Here is a 20192-nt window from a genome sequence, read left to right on the forward strand (position 1 = left end):
CAAAGGTAAGTCGCTTATGATGAATAAAAATAGACGCTTTATTATCAAAACCATTTTTAGCTCACTCATTCGTCGCCGTTCGCGAATTATGATTGCATTGCTAGGGGTTGCTATTGGTGCTACTGTTTTACTTGGAATGATAACACTATGCTATGATATTCCGCGTCAAATGGGGCAAGAGTTTCGTTCTTATGGCGCAAATTTATTATTTATGCCCGCTAATAATCAACCGACTATGCCACTTGCTGATGTGAAACAAGCAGTAAATTTACTTCCTCAAGACAAGCTTTTAGGCGTCACGCCTTTTCGTTATGATGCTATTCGTAGCAATCAGCATCCTTATACCATTGTGGGTACTAACTTCGAACAAGTGACCAAAACTAGCCCTTATTGGCAAATCGAAGGAAGCATACCTAAAAATCCGAATGAAATCATGATTGGTACCGATATTGCTAATTTTACCAAACTGAAAATTGGCAGTACGATGCCGATTTCGGGTAAATCTAAACAAGATTCGCGCTTTGATGAAGATCTTAAAATTACAGGCATTATTAAAACAGGGCGAGCCGAAGATGGATTTATATTTATTGATTTACATGATTTAGAAGTGCTACTTGAAGAATCCGATCAGGCTGAAGTGGTTGAAGTGAGTATAACTGCTACTGAAGCAGAATTAAAACACTATGTTGAAACAATCAAAAGCCACATTAATACTATCGATCCCCATTTAATAAAATGGGTAACACAATCAGAGTCTTCAGTTTTAGGTAAACTCTCATCATTACTTTATTTGGTCACTTTTGTGGTGTTAGTGCTTACTATGATTTGCGTTGCGACAACGATGATGACTGTTGTGATGGAGCGCCGTAAAGAAATTGGACTCAAAAAAGCAATTGGGGCAAATAATCAAAGCATAGCTAAAGAGTTTTTAGCTGAAGGGTTGGTATTAGGTATCATTGGTGGCATGATAGGTGTAGTTTGTGGGCTTGTTTTTGCACAAGTTATTAGTACTAATGTCTTTGGGCGATCAATAATTATTGAGTTTTATCTTATTCCAACAACAATTATTATTTCTGCTCTTGTTACGGTAATAGCATGTTTAATTCCGGTAAAACGTGCTCTTGAAGTTGAACCCGCACTCGTATTGCGAGGTGAATAGGATCTAAGTATGAATATACTCGAAGTAAAGAATGTATCAAAAATATATGGCTCACTACATGCACTTTCAGACGTGAATTTAGCTGTTGAGGAAGGTAAATGGTTATCTATTATGGGACCTTCAGGTAGTGGTAAAACGACATTGATGAATATTATCGGTTGTATGGATAAACCGTCATTAGGCTCAGTAATTTTTGATGGGCAAGATATTACCCAGCTTTCTCTACCCCAGTTGACCGAAATCCGTCGTGATAAAATTGGATTGATTTTCCAACAATTTCATCTGGTTTCATACTTAACAGCGTTAGAAAACGTAATGGTAGCGCAGTATTATCACAGTATGGTTGACGAAAAAGAAGCATTACAGGCTCTAGAGCGCGTTGGTTTAGCGGCCAGAGCAAAACATTTACCAAGACAATTATCAGGCGGTGAACAGCAACGTGTTTGTATTGCTCGAGCATTAATTAACTATCCTAAACTAATTTTAGCCGATGAACCAACCGGTAATTTAGATGAAAACAATGAAGCAATGGTTATGAATTTATTACATCAACTGCATGAAGAAGGGAGCACTATTATAGTGGTGACTCACTCACCTGAGGTATCTCGGCATGCTCAAACTACAGTTGTACTTGAACACGGTAAAGTGGCAAGTATTATTGATAATTAACCATTAAATGAGGTTTATTATATGAAAAATCGCATGATTTCATCCCTGTTTTTTATCATGCTAGGCGCATTATTGATATTGTTTCCAATGTATATTTTACCTGTTTGCCCTTTACCAGAACCTTCAGCTATGCCGGTTGATGCAATGAGCCAAGCAGCAGGTAGTGAACATATGCATAGTGCACCCGCTAAAATTATGAGATGTTTTTGGACGTTAAGAGCAGAACTTGGCATCGGTAGTTTAGTCATAGCCGTTGGAGTTTTAATGCTATTTAGCCGCACGATATTTGTTCGTATGGGATTAACAATGTCATTAGCTTGCATCTCGTTATTAGCAGCCGCGATTCCAACTATTTTAATTGGTGTTTGCCCTAACGAAATGATGCGATGCAATATGGGCGCTAAACCTGCTTTGGTTTTACTCTCTGGATTATCATTTGTGGTATCAATCATCAATTTAGTCTATTTAAATAAAATATCCAAAAGATACGAGTAACAAATAAGCTAGCAAAATTATGACTAGTTTAAACAAGTTAACGCTTAGAATTTATCATTATAAATATTAATAGATAAATAAAGAGCTCAATAATTGCAGGAAATTAACATGCAAGAAAAGCCGATTACTATTTCTCATTTAGCATGGAAAAATATTCAAAGACGACCTTTTCGTAGTTGTTGTTTGATTATTGTTATTACCCTTTTTTCAGCCACACTATTTGGTGGCAGTGTATTAATGAAAAATCTTAGTCAAGGCATTTCAGGCATGGCCGATCGGTTAGGGGCTGATATTCTTATTGTGCCTTATGGTTATGAAAAGAATATGGAAGTTGCTTTATTACGGGGTGAGCCAAGTAGTTTTTATCTAAAAGTGGATTTAATTGATAAAATTAAAAATATTAAAGGGATTGAAGCTATTTCACCGCAGCTTTTTATTGCTTCATTGAACGCGGGATGTTGTACGACTAAAGTACAGCTAATTGGCTTTGATGAGCAAAGTGATTTTGTTATTAAACCATGGTTACAAACCCAACTAAGCCAGCCATTAACCGACAATCAAGTTGTTGTGGGTGCTAAAATTACTTCACAAGTAGGTGATGAGATCCTATTTTTCAATCAGCCTTTTAAAATAGCAGCTAAAATGGATAGCACAGGCATGGGTTTTGACACTTCAGTTTTTATGACAATGTCAGCTGCGCAAAAACTAATGAAAGAGGCTAAATTAATAGAAGGTGATGTTGATCATTTTACTGATTATGCTTCTTCTATCTTTATTAAAGTGAATCATGACTATCAACCTAAAGATATTATCAATCAAATCATGCCAAAATTTGCTATGGACTATAATATCGATTTTGTCATGACTAAAGGTATGTTAAGTAATATTGCAAAATGGTTAAGTGGATTTTCAACTATTGTGTACAGTTTATCGGCTATTTTTTGGGTGTTAGCTATTATTGTGATCTTTGTTATTTTTTCATCCTCATTAAACGAACGTAAACGCGAGATCAGTTTATTACGCATACTTGGGGCATCACGCCGTGATTTGATTAAAATGTTATTAAAAGAGTCATTAATAATTAGTGCATTAGGTGGTATTGCTGGCATTGTGATTGCTGCTATATTGATTTATGCTTTTAGTTTATTAATTTGTCAATCAATTGGTTTGCCATGTGTCAATATTTCGTTATTTGATGCAATAATATATGCCGTAATTGTGTTTATTCTCACAGTGATTATTGGTCCGCTATCTTGTATTTATTCTGCCTTATCTATGACTAAATTTGATACTTACAGCACTTTAAGAGAGGGGGAATAATGTTACTTAGCGTTAAAAATCTGCGAAAAGATTATCGTCGCGCACAACAAACTTTTTCAGCTGTGAATAATATTAGCTTCAATATGGAACAGGATGATTTTGTTTGTATTATGGGTAAATCAGGTAGTGGTAAAACGACTTTACTTAATATGATTGCAGGGTTACTGACGCCAACTCAGGGCAAAATTACCATTAATGATACTAATCTTTTTGAACTTAATGATGAGCAAGTTTCAGCATTTCGAAATCAGAATATTGGTTATATTCCTCAAGGCAGTAGTTTATTACCTAATTTGACTGCGCTTGAAAATATACGATTACCTTTTTATCTAACTAAGCGCGCCAATCAAACAAGCCTAACTTATGCACAACAACTGTTAGAGAAAGCAAACGTGAGCCATCTGCAAGATGCTTATCCAGCAAATATGTCTGGTGGTGAAATGCGGCGTATTGCTATTTTACGTGCTTTGATTTGTCAGCCACAAATCGTGATTGCTGACGAACCCACAAGTGATTTAGATGACGAAAGCTCGACTGAAATTATGCAATTATTAACCGAAATTCATCAGCAAGGAACAGCGCTATTAATTGTGACACATGACCATGATGTTGCAAATTATAGCCAAAAAATAATGAAAATGGCAGCTGGTCGATTGGTCGAATAGTTTGCATATATAACATAAAATATGTGTATTACATGAAAAGTGGATTGCAGCCCATTTCTATCATGATTTTATTGAGCTTTAATAGTGGCAATCCCACCAATGAATTAATATCATCACCTTCTAACTTATCAAATAACGTAATCCCTAATTCATCGCATTTAAAGCTTCCAGCACATTGTAGTGGCATTTCTTTTGCTATATAGGCATTAATTTCTGCATCGGTTAAATGGCGGAACGTCACCTTAAAAGGTTCACATATTGTGTTTGATTGTCCACTAGCGGAGTTAATAACCGTCATACCCGTGTAAAAATAGAAGGATTTACCACTACTGTTACGTAATTGTTGGCGGGCGTTTTCAACAGTATGGGGTTTACAAACAATTTTATCATCTAAAACTCCCACTTGATCGGATCCTATGATTAAACAATTAGGATATTGAGTTATTAATGATTGTGCTTTAAGTTTTGATAGGCGTATGACTAGTTGTTCTGCTGATTCATTCGGTAATGGCGTTTCATCACAAATAGGTGGAACACATTGAAAAGCAATAGCTAACTTTTCTAATACTTTTTTTCGAGAAAGTGACGTTGATGCTAAGATTATTCTCATTTAAGTTCTTCTTTTATTATCCAAGCTGAGGGATGGCAATTAAAACCGATATGACCGTAATACTCTACCGCTTGCGGTGCTGCCAGCAAAGTAATCGCACAATCTAAACCTGTATAATTTTGTACCTCTTTGATTAATTGTTTACCAATACCTTGTTTTTGGTATCTATTATCAACTGCAAGATCAGCTAAATAAGTAATATAAACAAAATCGGTTAAGCAACGGGCAATACCAACAAGGGTATCCTTATCCCATGCAGTAATAATTAGATTTGCATTATCTAACATAGCTTGAAACCGCTTATGATCATCAATAGGGCGGCGTTCACCTAAACTGCAATTATTATATAGCGTAATAGCTTGTGTTAATGTGGGTTTAATATTACATCTGTAAATGATATTAGTCATATGCCTCCAATTTTAATTCGATCATACGTAGATAATGATAACGACTTATGATTTAGAGAGTTAACTAAGTAATTATCATTAACCATTGATTGTTTGTTATGTTATCGCTTTATTATTTAACAATCAATTAACTAAACCAGCTTAAAGTTTAAAGTAATATCTACACTGTTATAACAATGACGTTACCTATGGCATTAATAAAAATAATGAATATGATTTAATCGAAAAATAGGTGTAAGTTTATTGAACAGTCATTGTAAATGCTCAGGAAATGTCTTATGCCTTTAGTTACTTATAAGATTGCTAAAACAGCATGTGATTTTGAACAAGGGAAACAACTTTTTTCTGAATATGCTAATCTTTTTTGTCCAAGTTTGTACACGTTAACTATGGAGAATGCATTTAAATCCATTGTACACACTGCATTATACCCTAAAGGAATGTTAATACTTGCTCACATCGGTGTTTCGACTTCGGCAAGCATTGCAGGTTGTATTGGTCTTCGCCATTATGATAATTCCACTGCTGAATTAATACATAAATATGTAAAAAATGAATATAAACAACTTTGTATTGGTCAAGAGTTGATTAAACTTGCTGTGCAACAAGCAAAATTACTTGGTTATGAAAAAGTTTATACCAACATTTTATCGGCAATGACAGATGTCGTTGCTTTGTATCGAAAACTTGGATTTCAACTGTGCAAGCCTCATAACCTTAATTCAGCTAAGGAAGTGATTTTGATGCAAAAAATCATTCGTTAATCAATTAAAAGCGAGTATGATGAATGAATCAAGAGCTATTAAAAAAAATAGGTAAGTTATAAATTTTTACACAGCGAGGTAACAGTTATGTATAAAAAAATTTTGGTTCCTATTGATATCCTTGAGGACGAATTAACCCAAAAAGTCATTCCGCATTTAGAATGTTTAGCGAAATTATCCAATGCCAAAGTTATTTTTTTTCATACTTTACCTGTCGCATCGGCCATAGTTAATGCCTATTCATTTGGATTTGATGAATTTAAAGATCAAGCAACCGTACAAACCGAGCAAGCACTACACAGGTTAATTGATTCGATTAATTTACCGCGTGAAAATTTATCATTTTCAATTGCTTTTGGTAATCCACGAGATGAAATTCTAGCTTTAGCTGACGAAATCAAACCTGATCTTATTATTTTAGGATCAAGGCGACCAAATATTACCACTCACCTTTTAGGATCCAATGCATCGGGCGTGGTACGAGGCGCTCAGACTTCAGTATTAGTAGTACGTTAGTTTTATTTTATGATGTCCTTTGATGAGGACATCTGTGTTTTTTGGTCCAAAAATACTGTTCCTCAATTTTTGTGTCTAAAAAAGTTTATTGCTTCACATTTTGTATTACACAAATTTCAAGTTCAGCACATTTTGGATATTTTGAACGGGCAGTCATCCTCTTCAACGAAGATAACCTATGCATCAACAAGCACAAAACAAGTTTTATTTGCAAATAGGCAAAGCATCACTATTGTAACGAACTTCCACGTTTAGTTTTAATTTTTAGACCGTTATTCTGTAATTAACACATTGTAAAGTCGTAAATTTTCACATTCACGTTTTAAAAATTTTAAGTAAAGAGATGCAGATTAGACTGCATCCTAAATTTGTCACCTTCCGGAATATTTTATTTTTTATGTCTAACAATAAAACAGCAATGAATATGTTTGTTACGTTTAAAATCTAGCGACTGGGTCTTGTCGGTAATGTCTTGATAGGTCAGTCCTAATTTTAGCATGCCGTCAGCATCCATTTTAAATCCGCGTTTATTATTGGAAAAAACAATCGTGCCGTTAGGTCGTAATAAGCGTTTTAAATCAGTCATCAATTTTAGGTGATCACGCTGCACATCAAACGTATCATGCATTCTTTTTGAATTTGAAAACGTTGGTGGATCGATAAAAATTAAGTCAAATTGTTCTTCACTTTGTGCTAAATAAAGCAAGCAGTCAGCTTGAATTAAACGATGCTTTTTACCTGTTAAACCATTTTGTTTTAAATTACGATCCGCCCATTCTAAGTAGGTGCGCGACATATCAACGGTAGTTGTTGATTTAGCGTTGCCAAGCCCAGCATAAACACTTGCACTGCCTGTATAAGCAAATAGGTTGAGAAAATCTTTACCTTCACTCATTTCGCCAATCATTTTACGTGCTAAACGATGATCTAAAAATAGACCCGTATCTAAGTAATCAGTGACATTGACCCAAAATTGGGTACGACGTTGGTTAATAGCATATTCATGCACTAAAAAGTAATCTTGTTTTTGTGCAAGTTTTTGGTATTGCTGTTTACCTTTCTGTTTTTCACGGGTTTTTAACACTAATTGATCGGCATTAAGTTCAAGTACTGACATAGTTGCGTTGATAGTATCAAACAAACGTTGTCTGGCTTTTTGTTCTTCAATAGTTTTCGGCGCAGCATATTCTTGAATCACGACTTTATCTTTATATCGATCGATTGCAACATTATATTCCGGCAAATCAGCGTCATACAGACGGTAACATTCTAACTGTTGTTGTGCCGCCCATTTTTCCAGTTTTTGTTTATTTTTACGTAATCGATTAGTAAAATCCAAAGCCGGTAAAGTTGGTGGATTGAGTGATTGTGAATTTTCTCGTTTAGCAATAACATAATTTTTTTGCACACAATCTAAAGGTCCATTTTTGGCTTTAAACTGTTTATCGGCGCGCATCTGTAAGCAATCTAATAATTGTGGTGCACCACTGAATAATGATAATCGCCACCCACCAAAGTTTTGTTTAATTCGTTGACCTAATGCCGTATGTAAGGCAATAAGTGCAGGTTCGCTTTCTAAGCGTTCTCCATAAGGTGGGTTACTAATAATCATCCCTGTAGGCGCTGTAGGCAAAGGGTTGGTGAGTTGAGTGACATCTTGCATAGCAAAAGTAATTAAATCACCTACTCCCGCTTGAATTGCATTTTGTTCAGCGCGCTGAAGAACAACCGAATTATTATCGTAACCGATAAATGGGGTCGTGCTTTTGCAAATATTGTGTTTAGCAGCAAAAAGTAGTTCATTCCAGCGTGTTGGATTAAATCCTTTCCAAGCAAAAAAACCCCATTGTTTGCGATGTAGTCCTGGTGGAATTTTTGATGCGATCATTGCTGCTTCGATTAGAAGTGTGCCCGATCCACACATAGGATCGATTAATGGTTCATCGTTTTGCCAGCCAGAGCGTATAATGATTGCCGCAGCTAAGCTCTCTTTTAACGGTGCTTGCCCAGTTTGTTGGCGGTAGCCTCGCTGGTGCAAACTGTCACCACTTAAATCTAAAGAAAGTGTAACGCGATTTTTATTAAGATAAGCATAAAGACGAATATCAGGATCTTGCTTAGCTACATTAGGTCGCTCATTAGTATGTCTTGTAAAATGGTCAACTATGGCATCTTTAATCTTTAAGGCACCATATTGACTATTGCGAATAAAATCATTTACGCCAATAAAATTAATCACAAACGAGTTATCGACCGCAAAAATATCTGTCCATTTAATATTAACTACACACGAATAAAGATCTAAATCGCTATAAATATCAAATTCGGCAATAGGTAACAAAATACGTGATGCTAAACGAGACCATAATAACGATTGATATAATGTTGTTTCGTCAGCATTAAAATAGACGCCCGATTGCACAATTCTACACTCGCTAGCGCCAATTTGTTCCAACTCTTTTTTTAATAACTCTTCCAGACCTCGTGAAGTACTGGCAAATAATGTTTTCATGCATAATCCACTTAACAATAAAATTGTAGGCATTATACCGACTAATAGTAACTGTGGGAAATAAAGCTCAAATAGAATAATAAAATGACTAAATAATCGATAATTTTATGAAAAAAATAATCACTCAATTAAATCGTTAGTTATAAGCTTTTAGCCAACATTGAATGTAATAACAAAAGCCATGATTAAAACGCATTACTTTTTCAGGTAAATTAAGTCAAATCACTGCAAAATTTATGGGAAATAATCAATTTTTTGTTTATTAACAATTCGAAGCGTCAAATCTGTGATCGCGATGATTAATGCTGAACGAATCATTTGTTGATAGCGATTGTGAAACATGGACGATTTTAAGGTGTCAACAATACCCGATTGCTTGGCCTTTTCGTGTTGTGATGCCCAATTAGGTGGCAGTACCATGTCATGTAATAAGCTAATTGGTCCTAGAATTTCATCATCTAGGTAGGAGTAGCTTTTATCATCTTGTTCAAGTTCTTCTAAAATGGCAATTAATAGTTCTATGTCTTCATAATCTTCACGGCTGATAATGCCTAAAGCATACAGTAGTTTTAAGCATACAGAGGTGTCATTAAGTGGTCCATTTTTGCCCACTAACGAGGGGATCACAAATTTTATAGCATGCGGCTCTTTACGAAAAACCTTTAGAATCAATTGATTAACACTGTCATTAATTAATTTAATTGCAACTACCAGCAAGTTGTAAATATCAGCTTGCTGGTTAAGTTTTTCAAGTATCGTATCTTCTTGTAATATCGATTCGGGCATTAGAAGTTAAATAAATTGATGATTTTGCATTGCAGTATAAATTTCTTCAATCTGCTTAACAATAGGATTATTAACATCAATACCTGAGAGCTCAGAAAAAGCTTGTTTCACACCTTTTTCTAGGATAAGTTTGGCCAACTCGACTGCTTGTTCATCATCGTTGTTACGGTAGTTAAGTGCTGCTGCAATCCCAATAAGTAAATTCGTATTTTTAACTTGATATTCAACGGTTCCAAGAAGCGGTTTAATTAAACGATCGCCGGCACCCAATTTGCGTATTGGTTGGCGTCCTACTCGAGCAGTATCATCGTGTAAATAAGGGTTTTCAAAACGGGTTAAGATTTTTTCGATATACGCCATATGTTTTTGTTCATCAAAATTATAACGTTTGATTAATACTAAACCACTTTCTTCCATTGCTCCGCGAACAATTAACCGAATTCGTTCATCTAAAATTGCATCACGAATGGTGCTAATATTATTATAAAAGCCTAAGTAAGCGGTAATAGCATGTCCCGTATTTAGCGTAAATAGTTTGCGTTCGACAAAAGCCATCAAATTATCAACTGGTTGCATTCCGTTAATTGATGGAATGGTGCCAACAAACTGGGTTTCGTCCACAATCCATTCAGAAAAAGTTTCAACGGTAACTTCAAGTATATCGCCTGTTTTTGATGTTGCAGGCGGTACTATGCGATCAACAGCGGAATCCACAAAACCAATATGACTATTTACCCATTGATGTAGGTGCTGAGGTAAGGCTTTAACAATTTCTTGCTTAAATTGGCTAGTACCGCGTACCATGTTTTCACAAGCAATGATATTGAGTGGTTTTGTCTGACCTTGTTGGTGTCGGGCAATAATACCTTGGGCAACAGCAGGGGCAATTCTTGTTAAAATTTGTGGGCCAACCGCTGTCGTAATTAAATCGACCTTAGTAATGTAGTCGATAACTTCTGCTGATGTACTATTAATAGCATCGACATTTTTAACTATTTCTGTCGTCGATTGCTCGCCAACCACATTTACCGGATATTCATGGCGCTCAGCAATGGCATCTATAATTTGTTGATTTACATCAGCAAAGGTAACATGTATGCCTGTGTCTGACAGTAATTTTCCGATAAAACCTCGGCCGATGTTGCCGGCACCAAAGTGTAATGCTTGCATAATAATGACCCTTAACAATATATTTAATAATCAATTTATTAGTTGTAATTTCATAATAAATGAATTACACCTTGTTTTAGCTTAATATCGCTAAAACTTCTTCAATACTATTTGTACTAGCCAGTTTAGCAATAATGCTTTCATCATCAAGTGCATTAGTTAGTTTTGCAATGACACTTAGATGCTCATTATTGCGAGCGGCAATACCAATGACTATTTTGGCTTTATCACTTTCTTCTTCACCAAATTGAACACCCGATGGATATTGGCAAAATACAATACCTGTTGTAATGACTTCATCTTTGGATTCGATAGTACCATGTGGCACAGCTATCGATTCACCTAAATAAGTAGAAGTTAATTTTTCACGTTCAAGCATTGCTTCGATGTAAGCGGGTTTTACATATCCATTATCTACGAGTTTTTGACCTGCAAAACGAATCGCTTCTTCTTTGGTGTTGGCTGTTAAGTTTAGGAAAATGTTTTTTTCGCTTAGCTTAAATAAGGGTTTATGCCCAAACGATTGTGAGTTGTCGCTTGATACAGTCGATGATTTTTTATTGTTAGCATGGATTAAATCATTAACTAATTGAGTATACAATTCACTATCTAAAAAATTAGTTAATGATATGTGATGTGCGTTAGGGGCATATTGTTTGGCTCGATCGGTGAGATCTTTATGAGTGATAACAATATCGACTTCAATCGGTAAATTATTAATCGCGGTGTTGCTGACATTAATATCTAAATTAGCATCCTGAATTTTTTTTCGTAAAACGCCAGCACCCATTGCGCTTGAGCCCATTCCAGCGTCACAGGCAACAATGATTTTTTTCACTTGAGTTAAATCTAATTCACTATTTTTATTACCTTTTGCTTCACTTTTCATTGCCGACATATCGGATTTTGCTTCATCAAGACTTTTCGTTGCAGATTTAGTCGTTTTTAATAGAATTGATGCAACCACAAAAGTAACAGCCGCCGCCGCAAGTACTGAAACACTTACACCAACAATCGAATCTTTGGGTGTTACAGCAAGAACCGCAATAATAGATCCAGGTGAAGCGGGAGAACTTAATCCAGCACCAAATAACGTCAATGTAAATACACCAGTCATGCCACCTAAAATCATGGCAATAATTAAGCGAGGATTCATCAACACATAGGGAAAGTAAATTTCATGAATACCACCAAAGAAATGAATAATTGCCGCGCCACTTGCTGAGCCTTTAGCCGCGCCTTTACCAAATAACATATAAGCAACTAACAAACCTAAACCAGGACCAGGATTTGCTTCGATCAAAAAGAATATTGATTGAGCGTGCTCAGCTGCTTGTTGAATTCCTAAAGGTGAAAATACACCATGGTTAATGGCATTATTTAAAAATAATATTTTAGCTGGCTCAACAATGATTGAAGTTAATGGTAACAAATTATGCTGGACCATAAAATCGACACCTTGCGCTAATACACTTGATGCGACAACAACAGAAGGGCCAATTGCAAAAAATGACAATAAAGCGAGTAACATGCCAATAATACCGGCCGAAAAGTTATTCACTAACATTTCAAATCCACTTTTGATTTTACCATCAACAGCTTTATCAAAATGTTTAATGACCCATCCTCCAAGTGGACCGACTATCATTGCACCTAAAAACATTGGAATTGACGAACCGACTATAACGCCCATCGTTGTGATTGCACCAACAACCGCACCTCGTTCACCATGGACTAATTTACCGCCTGTATATCCAATTAACAGTGGCAATAAATAGGTAATCATAGGTTCAACTAATTTAGCTACGGTCGCGTTTGGAAACCAACCGGTAGGTATAAAAATCGCGGTGATAAAGCCCCAAGCGATAAATGCGCCAATATTGGGCATCACCATATTACTTAGGAATCGCCCAAAATTTTGGACTTTCAATTTGATGTTTGCACTTGTCATAATTTAAATCTTTCCTTATTGATTGATATAATCATTATGCAGCTATTGTAGAAGGATATCGTTATTTGATTCATCCAAAAAAATTGACAAATGTGATCAGGGTCACAGTGTTTGTATGGGGCTATTTTTTATTTTTGTGATTAAGATCACAATTTTTGCGGAAGCCATAAGGGGTATCGGTAAACTATGTTTAAAGCGTAAGTTTTATTAATGCATCTTTGTAAGATTAATTGTATAATTTTTATAAATTTAAATAACAAAAAATAATCAGAATCGAATTATGCAAAAATTTTTAATCAGTTTAAGTTGTCTTTTTTTATTTAATGGATTGTGCTTTGCAAACGAAATGAATCCTATCCATATTAATAATAGTTATAATATCTTTTCCGATCCTGAATTCATGCCTACTGAAAAAATAATAAAAAAACAGATAATTACAACTTACGCTCAAGATAATGATGGCCCGTTAAAAACAATTTACCATGCCAATGAGCAAGGTTTTTTTGAAAAAGCTATTACCAGTGATGCACAGTATAATATTGATGTTGATTATTCTGTTCATTCAATCAAATATCTTAATAAAAAACTTTGGTTTAAATTAAATGAACAGCAGAACATTACTTCGATTGTTGATGATAAGCAACAAAATGTCAGTTCACTTATCTATAATCAATCAGGTCAACTTATTGAGAAAAATACTGATGATGCGGTTTGGCAACAACCGTTAAAAAGGCGATATGAATACGCAAATAATAAAGTTGTTCGTTATACTGAATGCTGGGATGATGGGTGTAGTTTAGGTGAATATTTCTATAATCCAGCTGGTTGGTTGATAAGAGTCAAAAGTAAAAGCATTGATGATGATGTGAATAATGGTCAATCTAAAAATAATCAAACTGACAATTCGAATTCATACAATATCAAATGTACATTTGCTAAACATAATCAACACGGTGATTGGACATATGGGTATTGCATAACGCCCGATGGTGTGACCAATACTACTTTTTATCGTAAGTTAGAATATTGGTGATTTTGTTATTTTTAATGACTCACTGATTGGTTAACGACCAATTCAATTTTGGCTTTGTAGCAGTCAAATATGCGTTTTTATCAGGGGAAAAAGTGGTTTAATTGTTATAAAGATTTTTTGGGTAAGTGTTTTCAATCTTTATCTGATTGGTTTAATGTGGAAACATAGGTTTTGATGATGATATCAAAACCTACATTAATTCCTCACATTTTATATAGCGAAACTTACTCTACTGTTACCGATTTTGCCAGATTTCTTGGCTGATCGACGTCTGTTCCTTTAATTAATGCTACGTGATACGCCAGTAGCTGTGTTGGAACCGTGTAGTAGATTGGCGCAGTGAGTTCTTCTATATGTGGTAGGTTGATGATGTGCATTGTGTCATCACTAACAAATCCTGCTTCTTGTTCAGCAAATACGTATAGTTGACCGCCTCGCGCTCGAACTTCTTCGATATTGGATTTTAATTTTTCTAGCATTTCATTCGTTGGTGCCATCACGATGACAGGCATATCTGCATCAATGAGTGCTAATGGGCCGTGCTTGAGCTCGCCTGCTGCGTAAGCCTCGGCATGAATGTAGGATATTTCTTTTAGCTTTAAGGACGCTTCCATGGCTATTGGGTATTCATCACCTCGTCCTAAAAATAGCGCATGATGCTTATCGACAAATTGCCCCGCGAGTTTTTTGATTTCTGGTTCTGTCATTAAAACTTGTTCTATACGATTTGGTAAGGTTTGTAGTGCATGGACTATTGCTTGCTCGGTGCTTTCGGCCATGTCATTGAGTCGCCCAAGTTTGGCAACTAATAAAAGGAGTACGGTTAATTGCGTCGTGAAGGCTTTAGTCGATGCTACGCCAATTTCAACCCCTGCTTTGGTAAGGAGTACCAAATCTGCTTCACGTACTAGTGTTGATGCCGCCACATTACAAACAGCTAATGTGCTTAGGTAGTTATTTTCTTTCGCTAACCGTAGTGCTGCTAGAGTGTCTGCGGTTTCGCCTGATTGGGATAGGGTGATAAATAGGCTGTTTTTGCGACGAGCAGGCTTACGGTAACGAAATTCTGAAGCGATTTCGACGTCGCAAGGTATACCCGCTAAAGCTTCGAACCAATATCGCGCAACCATGCCGGCATTATACGCTGTTCCACATGCAACAATTTGTACATGTTCTACGTGTTTTAAGATGGTTTCAGCCTTTTCACCCAGTTCGGATAAGTCAACTTTGCCATGTTGCATACGACCTTCAAGGGTATTTTTAATGGCGTTTGGTTGTTCATAAATCTCTTTTTGCATATAGTGATTAAAACCAGCTTTACTTCCGGCATCGTATCTAGCATCAGATTCAACACAAGGGCGCGTTGTTTCGCGAAAGTTTTTATCTAATATGGTCACGGTGCGATGTGTTACTAGTGCGATATCACCTTCTTCTAAATAGATGAATTGACGTGTAACCGGCAGTAAGGCAAGTTGATCGGAAGCAATGAAGTTTTCACCAACACCACAGCCAATCACGAGAGGGCTGCCTGAACGAGCCGCAACCAAAATATCGGGATTACGTGTATCCATTATAACGGTGCCGTAAGCACCTCTTAATTGAGGTATGGCTTTTTGTACTGCTTCAAATAATGAGCAACCTTCAGTTGATATGATGTCGTGAATTAAGTGGGCAATCACCTCTGTATCAGTTTCTGAACGAAATTGGTAACCTTTGGCAATGAGTTTTTCACGTAAAGGTTCGAAGTTTTCGATGATACCATTGTGAACAACAGCAATAAAATCTGATACATGTGGATGGGCATTGCGTTCGACAGGTTCACCATGAGTTGCCCAGCGGGTATGGGCTATTCCTGTACTGCCTTTAAGTGGATGGGCTTCAACCGCATCTTTTAATGCTTGTACTTTTCCTACACGCCGAACGCGTTGCAGTTCGCCTGTTGGTGAGATAATAGCAAGTCCTGCTGAGTCATATCCTCGGTATTCCAGACGTTTTAATCCTTCCAGTAATATTTCAGCAATATCACGTTTGGCGATAGCACCCACAATTCCACACATAATTTATTCCTTATTGTTTAACTTTGTTGGACGTTTCCAACCAGAAATCTGTTTTTGTTTTACTCGGCTTATTACCAATTCATTATCCTTAACGTTGGTGGTGACAGTTGTGCCGGCAGCAATAGTGACACCTTTACCAATGTTAACTGGAGCAATTAGCTGAGAGTCGGAGCCGACAAATACGTCATCTTGTATAATGGTTTTAAATTTGTTTGCGCCATCGTAATTACAGGTGATGGTGCCTGCGCCAATATTGACGTTGTTGCCGATTTCACTATCACCAAGATAACTTAAATGCCCCGCTTTGCTTGCTTTGCCTAGATGAGCTTTTTTGAGTTCGACAAAGTTACCTACATGGGCTTGTTCATCAAGCTGTGAACCGGGTCTGAGTCGAGCAAATGGACCTATAGTGCATTGCTGTGCGATGGTTGAATCTTCGATTATGCTGTAAGGACTTATGATTGAATTGTCGTCAATAGTGCAATTTTTTAAAATACAACCTGCACCAATGGTGACGTTATTGCCTAACTTTACCTGCCCTTCAATGATAACATTACTGTCGATGGTGACATCCTTACCGTGGGTAAGTGTACCGCGTAAATCAAAGCGGTTAGGATCGAGTAATGTTACACCCGCTAGTAATAAGTTTTGTGCTTGTTGATGCTGGTATTGGCGTTCTAGGGTGGCTAATTGTAAGCGGTTATTTACACCTTCTACCTCAAATTGTTGCACGGGGTGAGATGTCAGGATAGGGTAGCCATCTTGATGTGCCAGCGCAATGATATCGGTTAGGTAATATTCTTTTTGGGCATTGTTATTGGTTATTTGCGATAGCCATTTTTTAAGTAGTTTACCAGTAACAAGCATTATGCCGGTGTTGACTTCATTTATTTTTTGTTGCTCTGGTGACGCATCTTTTTGTTCGACAATGGCAACGACTTGATCATTTTTCCGTTCTATTCTGCCATAACCTGTTGGATCATCAAGTATAACCGTTAATAGTGCTATGCCTTGTTCTGGTTTGCTGGTAATTAAGTTTTCTAAAGTTTGTTGTGATATGAGCGGGGTATCACCGTATAAAATTAAAATGTCTTGGTTATCTGCAATATGAGGAATAGCTTGTTGTACTGCATGTCCCGTACCGAGCTGCTCTGCTTGATAAATAAGGTGCACAGGTTGATTTTTGAGTGCGTGTTCTAATTGCTCTTTTCCATGACCATAAACAATATTGATCTGATCGATATTTAGTTGTTGAACTGTGTCAATAACATGTTGTAACATCGGTTTAGCGCCAATTTTATGTAAAACTTTAGGTAGGTTGGAGTACATCCGTGTGCCTTTCCCTGCCGCCAAAATAATAGCACTAAGTTTTGGAACTGAAATCGTCATAATCTGTCCGGTTTCTTTAATTTTGTGTAAATTTGTTTATTACTATAATCAAAGTTTTTAATGAAATCACCCCGAATTTATTAATTTTTATCATGAAAAAAGTAATAGTGAAATTTGCCAATGTCTTATTAGATAAGGAAGCAATGTTATGAGTCATGTTGTGAAAGTTTTATTACTTTATACTACGCATGAAAAGCAAACCCTCAAAATCATGCAACGCATAAAAACACAGCTTGGTGATAAATGCGACTGTGATGTTATTCAACTTTTGCCTGATAGCCATATTGATTTAACTAAATATCAGGCAGTTTTGTTGGGATCTTCAATACGTTATGGTTTTTATAGTAAAGTGATGAAGCAATTTATCGATGATAATTATCAGCAATTAAATACCATTCGATCTGGTTTTTTTGGTGTCAATGTGGTGGCTCGTAAGCCAAATAAAAATACGCCAGAAACCAATTTATATACTAAAAAGTTTTTAGCTAAAATTGCCTGGAATCCGACCATTAAAGCGGTTTTTGCTGGTGCACTTTATTATCCTCAATATAATTGGTTCGATCGTAATATGATTCGCTTTATTATGTGGTTAGGAAAGGGCGATACTGATGTGACTAAACCTGTGATTGAATATACCAATTGGGCTAAGGTTGATGAATTTGCCGCACAATTTTATCAGCAAGTCTGTGCTCCATCAGTTTTAGATGGTGTAAAACAATAAGATTTTTATTGATTTTTTACCAATAAATAGTCTGATAAATAAACTTTGTGATATAGATCAACATTTCGAGTAAAAAGGTGTACAATATTGCGCCTAAAGAATCTGTCTCCTAATTGGGATTTTAATTGTGATTGAAAATTTAAGAAATATAGCCATTATTGCGCACGTTGACCATGGTAAAACAACATTGGTTGATAAATTGTTGAAACAATCGGGCACGCTTGATAATTTGCGTGGTGATGATAACGAGCGAATAATGGACTCAAATGCGCTTGAGAAAGAGCGTGGTATTACTATTTTAGCTAAAAATACGGCTATTAATTGGAATGGGTATCGCATTAACATCGTTGATACCCCAGGACATGCCGATTTTGGTGGTGAAGTTGAACGCGTAATGTCGATGGTTGATTCGGTATTATTGCTTGTTGATGCAATGGATGGTCCTATGCCACAAACCCGTTTTGTAACACAAAAAGCGTTTGCTTATGGGTTAAAACCAATTGTTGTTATTAATAAAGTTGACCGTCCAGGCGCAAGACCTGATTGGGTTGTCGATCAAGTCTTTGATCTATTTGTTAATTTGGGTGCAACTGATGAACAGTTAGATTTCCCAATAGTTTATGCTTCAGCATTAATGGGTATTGCAGGTCTTGATCATGAGCATATGGCGCAAGACATGACACCATTATTTGAAGCAATTGTGAAATATGTTGAGCCACCAAAAGTCGATTTAGATGGTCCATTCCAAATGCAAATCTCACAACTTGATTATAATAATTATGTTGGTGTTATCGGGATTGGTCGTATTAAACGTGGTCGGGTCAAACCAAATCAACAAGTAACAATTGTTGATAGTGAGGGCAACAAACGTACTGGTAAAGTGGGTCAAGTTTTAGGTCATTTAGGCTTGCAACGTTATGAAGCTGAAGTTGCCGAAGCGGGTGATATTATTGCTTTAACTGGTCTTGGTGAATTGGGTATTTCTGATACGATTTGTGATAATAGTTGTGTTGAAGCTCTACCTGCGTTAACCGTAGATGAACCAACGGTTACCATGTTCTTTAATGTTAATAGTTCACCTTTTGCCGGTAAGGAAGGTAAATTTGTCACTTCTCGTCAAATTTTAGAACGTCTAAGAAAAGAACTGGTTCATAATGTGGCACTTCGTGTTGAGGAAACGCCTGATCCTGATGCATTTAAAGTGTCGGGTCGCGGTGAGTTGCACTTATCTGTGTTAATTGAAAATATGCGCCGTGAAGGTTATGAGTTAGGTGTTTCGCGTCCTAAAGTTATTTATCGTGAAATCGACGGTAAAAAACAAGAACCATTCGAACAAGTTACGCTTGATATTGAAGAACAACATCAAGGTTCAGTGATGGAAGCACTTGGTTTGCGTAAAGGTGATCTAACTAATATGCTACCAGATGGTAAAGGGCGTGTGCGTTTAGATTATGTCATTCCTAGTCGTGGTCTTATCGGTTTTAGAACGGAATTTATGACAATGACTTCAGGTACTGGTTTACTTTATTCGACTTTTAGTCATTATGATGATGTTCGTCCTGGTGAAATTGGTCAACGTAATAATGGTGTGATGATTTCTAACGGTACCGGTAAAGCATTAGCGTATGCACTTTATAGCTTGCAAGATCGTGGTAAGTTGTTCTTGGGTCATGGTGCCGAAGTGTACGAAGGTCAAATTATTGGTATTCATACACGCTCTAATGATTTAACTGTTAACTGTTTAACGGGTAAAAAACTAACCAATATGCGAGCATCAGGTACTGATGAGGCAACCACGCTTTCACCACCAGTGAAAATGTCATTAGAACAAGCATTAGAGTTTATTGATGATGATGAGTTAGTCGAAGTTACGCCATTGTCTATTCGTTTACGTAAACGTCATTTAACTGAAAATGATCGTAAGCGCGCATTTAGAAGTAACAATAAAGACTAATTGTTGAGAATGCT

The 20192-nt window shown here is 36.4% G+C and carries 18 protein-coding genes; 10 read left to right on the forward strand and 8 right to left on the reverse strand.

The annotated features are described in order from the left end of the window. The first annotated feature begins 16 nt into the window (after positions 1 to 16). The 5 genes from J3U59_RS05790 to J3U59_RS05810 all read left to right on the forward strand — a co-directional run bounded on the left by J3U59_RS05790 (position 17) and on the right by J3U59_RS05810 (position 4308). Positions 17 to 1159, forward strand: a complete 1143-nt coding sequence (locus J3U59_RS05790; RefSeq protein ID WP_267333485.1) for an ABC transporter permease — start codon at positions 17 to 19, stop codon at positions 1157 to 1159. A gap of 9 nt (positions 1160 to 1168) precedes the next feature. Then, positions 1169 to 1828: an ABC transporter ATP-binding protein gene (locus tag J3U59_RS05795; RefSeq protein ID WP_065634679.1), complete on the forward strand. Its 660-nt coding sequence runs from the start codon at positions 1169 to 1171 to the stop codon at positions 1826 to 1828. A gap of 21 nt (positions 1829 to 1849) precedes the next feature. Then, positions 1850 to 2323, forward strand: a complete 474-nt coding sequence (locus J3U59_RS05800) for a DUF4418 family protein (RefSeq protein WP_267333484.1) — start codon at positions 1850 to 1852, stop codon at positions 2321 to 2323. 108 nt (positions 2324 to 2431) lie between these two features. After that, positions 2432 to 3643, forward strand: coding sequence for an ABC transporter permease (locus J3U59_RS05805; protein ID WP_267333483.1), 1212 nt, complete (start codon positions 2432 to 2434; stop codon positions 3641 to 3643). Further along, positions 3643 to 4308, forward strand: coding sequence for an ABC transporter ATP-binding protein (locus J3U59_RS05810; protein WP_267333482.1), 666 nt, complete (start codon positions 3643 to 3645; stop codon positions 4306 to 4308). Before J3U59_RS05805 ends, J3U59_RS05810 begins: the two co-directional genes overlap by 1 nt. Positions 4309 to 4336: 28 nt before the next feature. Here the strand turns inward: J3U59_RS05810 and J3U59_RS05815 are convergent, their stop codons facing one another. Both J3U59_RS05815 and J3U59_RS05820 read right to left on the reverse strand, forming a co-directional pair. After that, complete coding sequence (locus J3U59_RS05815; RefSeq protein WP_267333481.1) at positions 4337 to 4918, reverse strand: Maf family protein; 582 nt, start codon at positions 4916 to 4918, stop codon at positions 4337 to 4339. Further along, positions 4915 to 5325, reverse strand: a complete 411-nt coding sequence (locus J3U59_RS05820) for a GNAT family N-acetyltransferase (RefSeq protein ID WP_267333480.1) — start codon at positions 5323 to 5325, stop codon at positions 4915 to 4917. Before J3U59_RS05820 ends, J3U59_RS05815 begins: the two co-directional genes overlap by 4 nt. Before the next feature lie 278 nt (positions 5326 to 5603). Here J3U59_RS05820 and J3U59_RS05825 point away from each other — a divergent pair, with 278 nt between their 5' ends. After that, the gene (locus J3U59_RS05825) at positions 5604 to 6089 is read left to right on the forward strand and encodes a GNAT family N-acetyltransferase (protein WP_267333479.1); all 486 of its coding nucleotides are present in this window, start codon (positions 5604 to 5606) and stop codon (positions 6087 to 6089) included. An 87-nt stretch (positions 6090 to 6176) separates the two neighbouring features. Then, positions 6177 to 6605 (forward strand): universal stress protein, encoded by a 429-nt coding sequence (locus J3U59_RS05830; protein WP_267333478.1) that lies wholly within the window; start codon positions 6177 to 6179, stop codon positions 6603 to 6605. A 388-nt stretch (positions 6606 to 6993) separates the two neighbouring features. On the opposite strand, the gene rlmKL is transcribed toward J3U59_RS05830, so the two are convergent. The 4 genes from rlmKL to J3U59_RS05850 all read right to left on the reverse strand — a co-directional run bounded on the left by rlmKL (position 6994) and on the right by J3U59_RS05850 (position 13024). Continuing rightward, on the reverse strand, positions 6994 to 9117 hold the full coding sequence (gene rlmKL, locus J3U59_RS05835) for a bifunctional 23S rRNA (guanine(2069)-N(7))-methyltransferase RlmK/23S rRNA (guanine(2445)-N(2))-methyltransferase RlmL (RefSeq protein ID WP_267333477.1): 2124 nt from the start codon (positions 9115 to 9117) through the stop codon (positions 6994 to 6996). A 234-nt stretch (positions 9118 to 9351) separates the two neighbouring features. Further along, on the reverse strand, positions 9352 to 9903 hold the full coding sequence (locus tag J3U59_RS05840; protein ID WP_267333476.1) for an MltR family transcriptional regulator: 552 nt from the start codon (positions 9901 to 9903) through the stop codon (positions 9352 to 9354). A gap of 6 nt (positions 9904 to 9909) precedes the next feature. Next, the gene (locus J3U59_RS05845; protein ID WP_267333475.1) at positions 9910 to 11073 is read right to left on the reverse strand and encodes a mannitol-1-phosphate 5-dehydrogenase; all 1164 of its coding nucleotides are present in this window, start codon (positions 11071 to 11073) and stop codon (positions 9910 to 9912) included. A gap of 76 nt (positions 11074 to 11149) precedes the next feature. Continuing rightward, positions 11150 to 13024 (reverse strand): PTS mannitol transporter subunit IICBA, encoded by a 1875-nt coding sequence (locus J3U59_RS05850; RefSeq protein WP_267333474.1) that lies wholly within the window; start codon positions 13022 to 13024, stop codon positions 11150 to 11152. A 280-nt stretch (positions 13025 to 13304) separates the two neighbouring features. Between J3U59_RS05850 and J3U59_RS05855 the strand changes: the two genes are divergently transcribed. Continuing rightward, positions 13305 to 14057: a hypothetical protein gene (locus J3U59_RS05855; protein ID WP_267333473.1), complete on the forward strand. Its 753-nt coding sequence runs from the start codon at positions 13305 to 13307 to the stop codon at positions 14055 to 14057. Positions 14058 to 14281: 224 nt separating this feature from the next. On the opposite strand, the gene glmS is transcribed toward J3U59_RS05855, so the two are convergent. Together glmS and glmU are read right to left on the reverse strand one after the other, a co-directional pair. Further along, the gene (gene glmS, locus J3U59_RS05860) at positions 14282 to 16114 is read right to left on the reverse strand and encodes a glutamine--fructose-6-phosphate transaminase (isomerizing) (protein ID WP_267333472.1); all 1833 of its coding nucleotides are present in this window, start codon (positions 16112 to 16114) and stop codon (positions 14282 to 14284) included. 3 nt (positions 16115 to 16117) lie between these two features. After that, a complete protein-coding gene (gene glmU / locus J3U59_RS05865) occupies positions 16118 to 17503 on the reverse strand; it encodes a bifunctional UDP-N-acetylglucosamine diphosphorylase/glucosamine-1-phosphate N-acetyltransferase GlmU (RefSeq protein WP_267333471.1) in 1386 nt (461 codons plus the stop codon). A 148-nt stretch (positions 17504 to 17651) separates the two neighbouring features. On the opposite strand from glmU, the gene hemG reads away from it, so the two are divergent. Together hemG and typA are read left to right on the forward strand one after the other, a co-directional pair. Next, positions 17652 to 18224, forward strand: a complete 573-nt coding sequence (hemG, locus tag J3U59_RS05870; RefSeq protein WP_267333470.1) for a menaquinone-dependent protoporphyrinogen IX dehydrogenase — start codon at positions 17652 to 17654, stop codon at positions 18222 to 18224. Positions 18225 to 18351: 127 nt separating this feature from the next. Next, the gene (gene typA / locus J3U59_RS05875) at positions 18352 to 20178 is read left to right on the forward strand and encodes a translational GTPase TypA (protein WP_323849443.1); all 1827 of its coding nucleotides are present in this window, start codon (positions 18352 to 18354) and stop codon (positions 20176 to 20178) included. Positions 20179 to 20192 lie beyond the last annotated feature (14 nt).

Origin of the sequence: Gilliamella sp. B3783 (assembly GCF_026536125.1) — a bacterium.
GTDB lineage: Bacteria > Pseudomonadota > Gammaproteobacteria > Enterobacterales > Orbaceae > Gilliamella.

What these genes read in the sequence shown, in the direction of transcription:
- J3U59_RS05790 (WP_267333485.1), top strand. Translation starts at nt 17, where the DNA reads ATGATGAATAAAAATAGACGCTTTATTATCAAAACCATTTTTAGCTCA.
- J3U59_RS05795 (WP_065634679.1), top strand. Translation starts at nt 1,169, where the DNA reads ATGAATATACTCGAAGTAAAGAATGTATCAAAAATATATGGCTCACTA.
- J3U59_RS05800 (WP_267333484.1), top strand. Translation starts at nt 1,850, where the DNA reads ATGAAAAATCGCATGATTTCATCCCTGTTTTTTATCATGCTAGGCGCA.
- J3U59_RS05805 (WP_267333483.1), top strand. Translation starts at nt 2,432, where the DNA reads ATGCAAGAAAAGCCGATTACTATTTCTCATTTAGCATGGAAAAATATT.
- J3U59_RS05810 (WP_267333482.1), top strand. Translation starts at nt 3,643, where the DNA reads ATGTTACTTAGCGTTAAAAATCTGCGAAAAGATTATCGTCGCGCACAA.
- J3U59_RS05815 (WP_267333481.1), bottom strand. Translation starts at nt 4,918, where the DNA reads ATGAGAATAATCTTAGCATCAACGTCACTTTCTCGAAAAAAAGTATTA.
- J3U59_RS05820 (WP_267333480.1), bottom strand. Translation starts at nt 5,325, where the DNA reads ATGACTAATATCATTTACAGATGTAATATTAAACCCACATTAACACAA.
- J3U59_RS05825 (WP_267333479.1), top strand. Translation starts at nt 5,604, where the DNA reads ATGCCTTTAGTTACTTATAAGATTGCTAAAACAGCATGTGATTTTGAA.
- J3U59_RS05830 (WP_267333478.1), top strand. Translation starts at nt 6,177, where the DNA reads ATGTATAAAAAAATTTTGGTTCCTATTGATATCCTTGAGGACGAATTA.
- rlmKL (WP_267333477.1), bottom strand. Translation starts at nt 9,117, where the DNA reads ATGAAAACATTATTTGCCAGTACTTCACGAGGTCTGGAAGAGTTATTA.
- J3U59_RS05840 (WP_267333476.1), bottom strand. Translation starts at nt 9,903, where the DNA reads ATGCCCGAATCGATATTACAAGAAGATACGATACTTGAAAAACTTAAC.
- J3U59_RS05845 (WP_267333475.1), bottom strand. Translation starts at nt 11,073, where the DNA reads ATGCAAGCATTACACTTTGGTGCCGGCAACATCGGCCGAGGTTTTATC.
- J3U59_RS05850 (WP_267333474.1), bottom strand. Translation starts at nt 13,024, where the DNA reads ATGACAAGTGCAAACATCAAATTGAAAGTCCAAAATTTTGGGCGATTC.
- J3U59_RS05855 (WP_267333473.1), top strand. Translation starts at nt 13,305, where the DNA reads ATGCAAAAATTTTTAATCAGTTTAAGTTGTCTTTTTTTATTTAATGGA.
- glmS (WP_267333472.1), bottom strand. Translation starts at nt 16,114, where the DNA reads ATGTGTGGAATTGTGGGTGCTATCGCCAAACGTGATATTGCTGAAATA.
- glmU (WP_267333471.1), bottom strand. Translation starts at nt 17,503, where the DNA reads ATGACGATTTCAGTTCCAAAACTTAGTGCTATTATTTTGGCGGCAGGG.
- hemG (WP_267333470.1), top strand. Translation starts at nt 17,652, where the DNA reads ATGAGTCATGTTGTGAAAGTTTTATTACTTTATACTACGCATGAAAAG.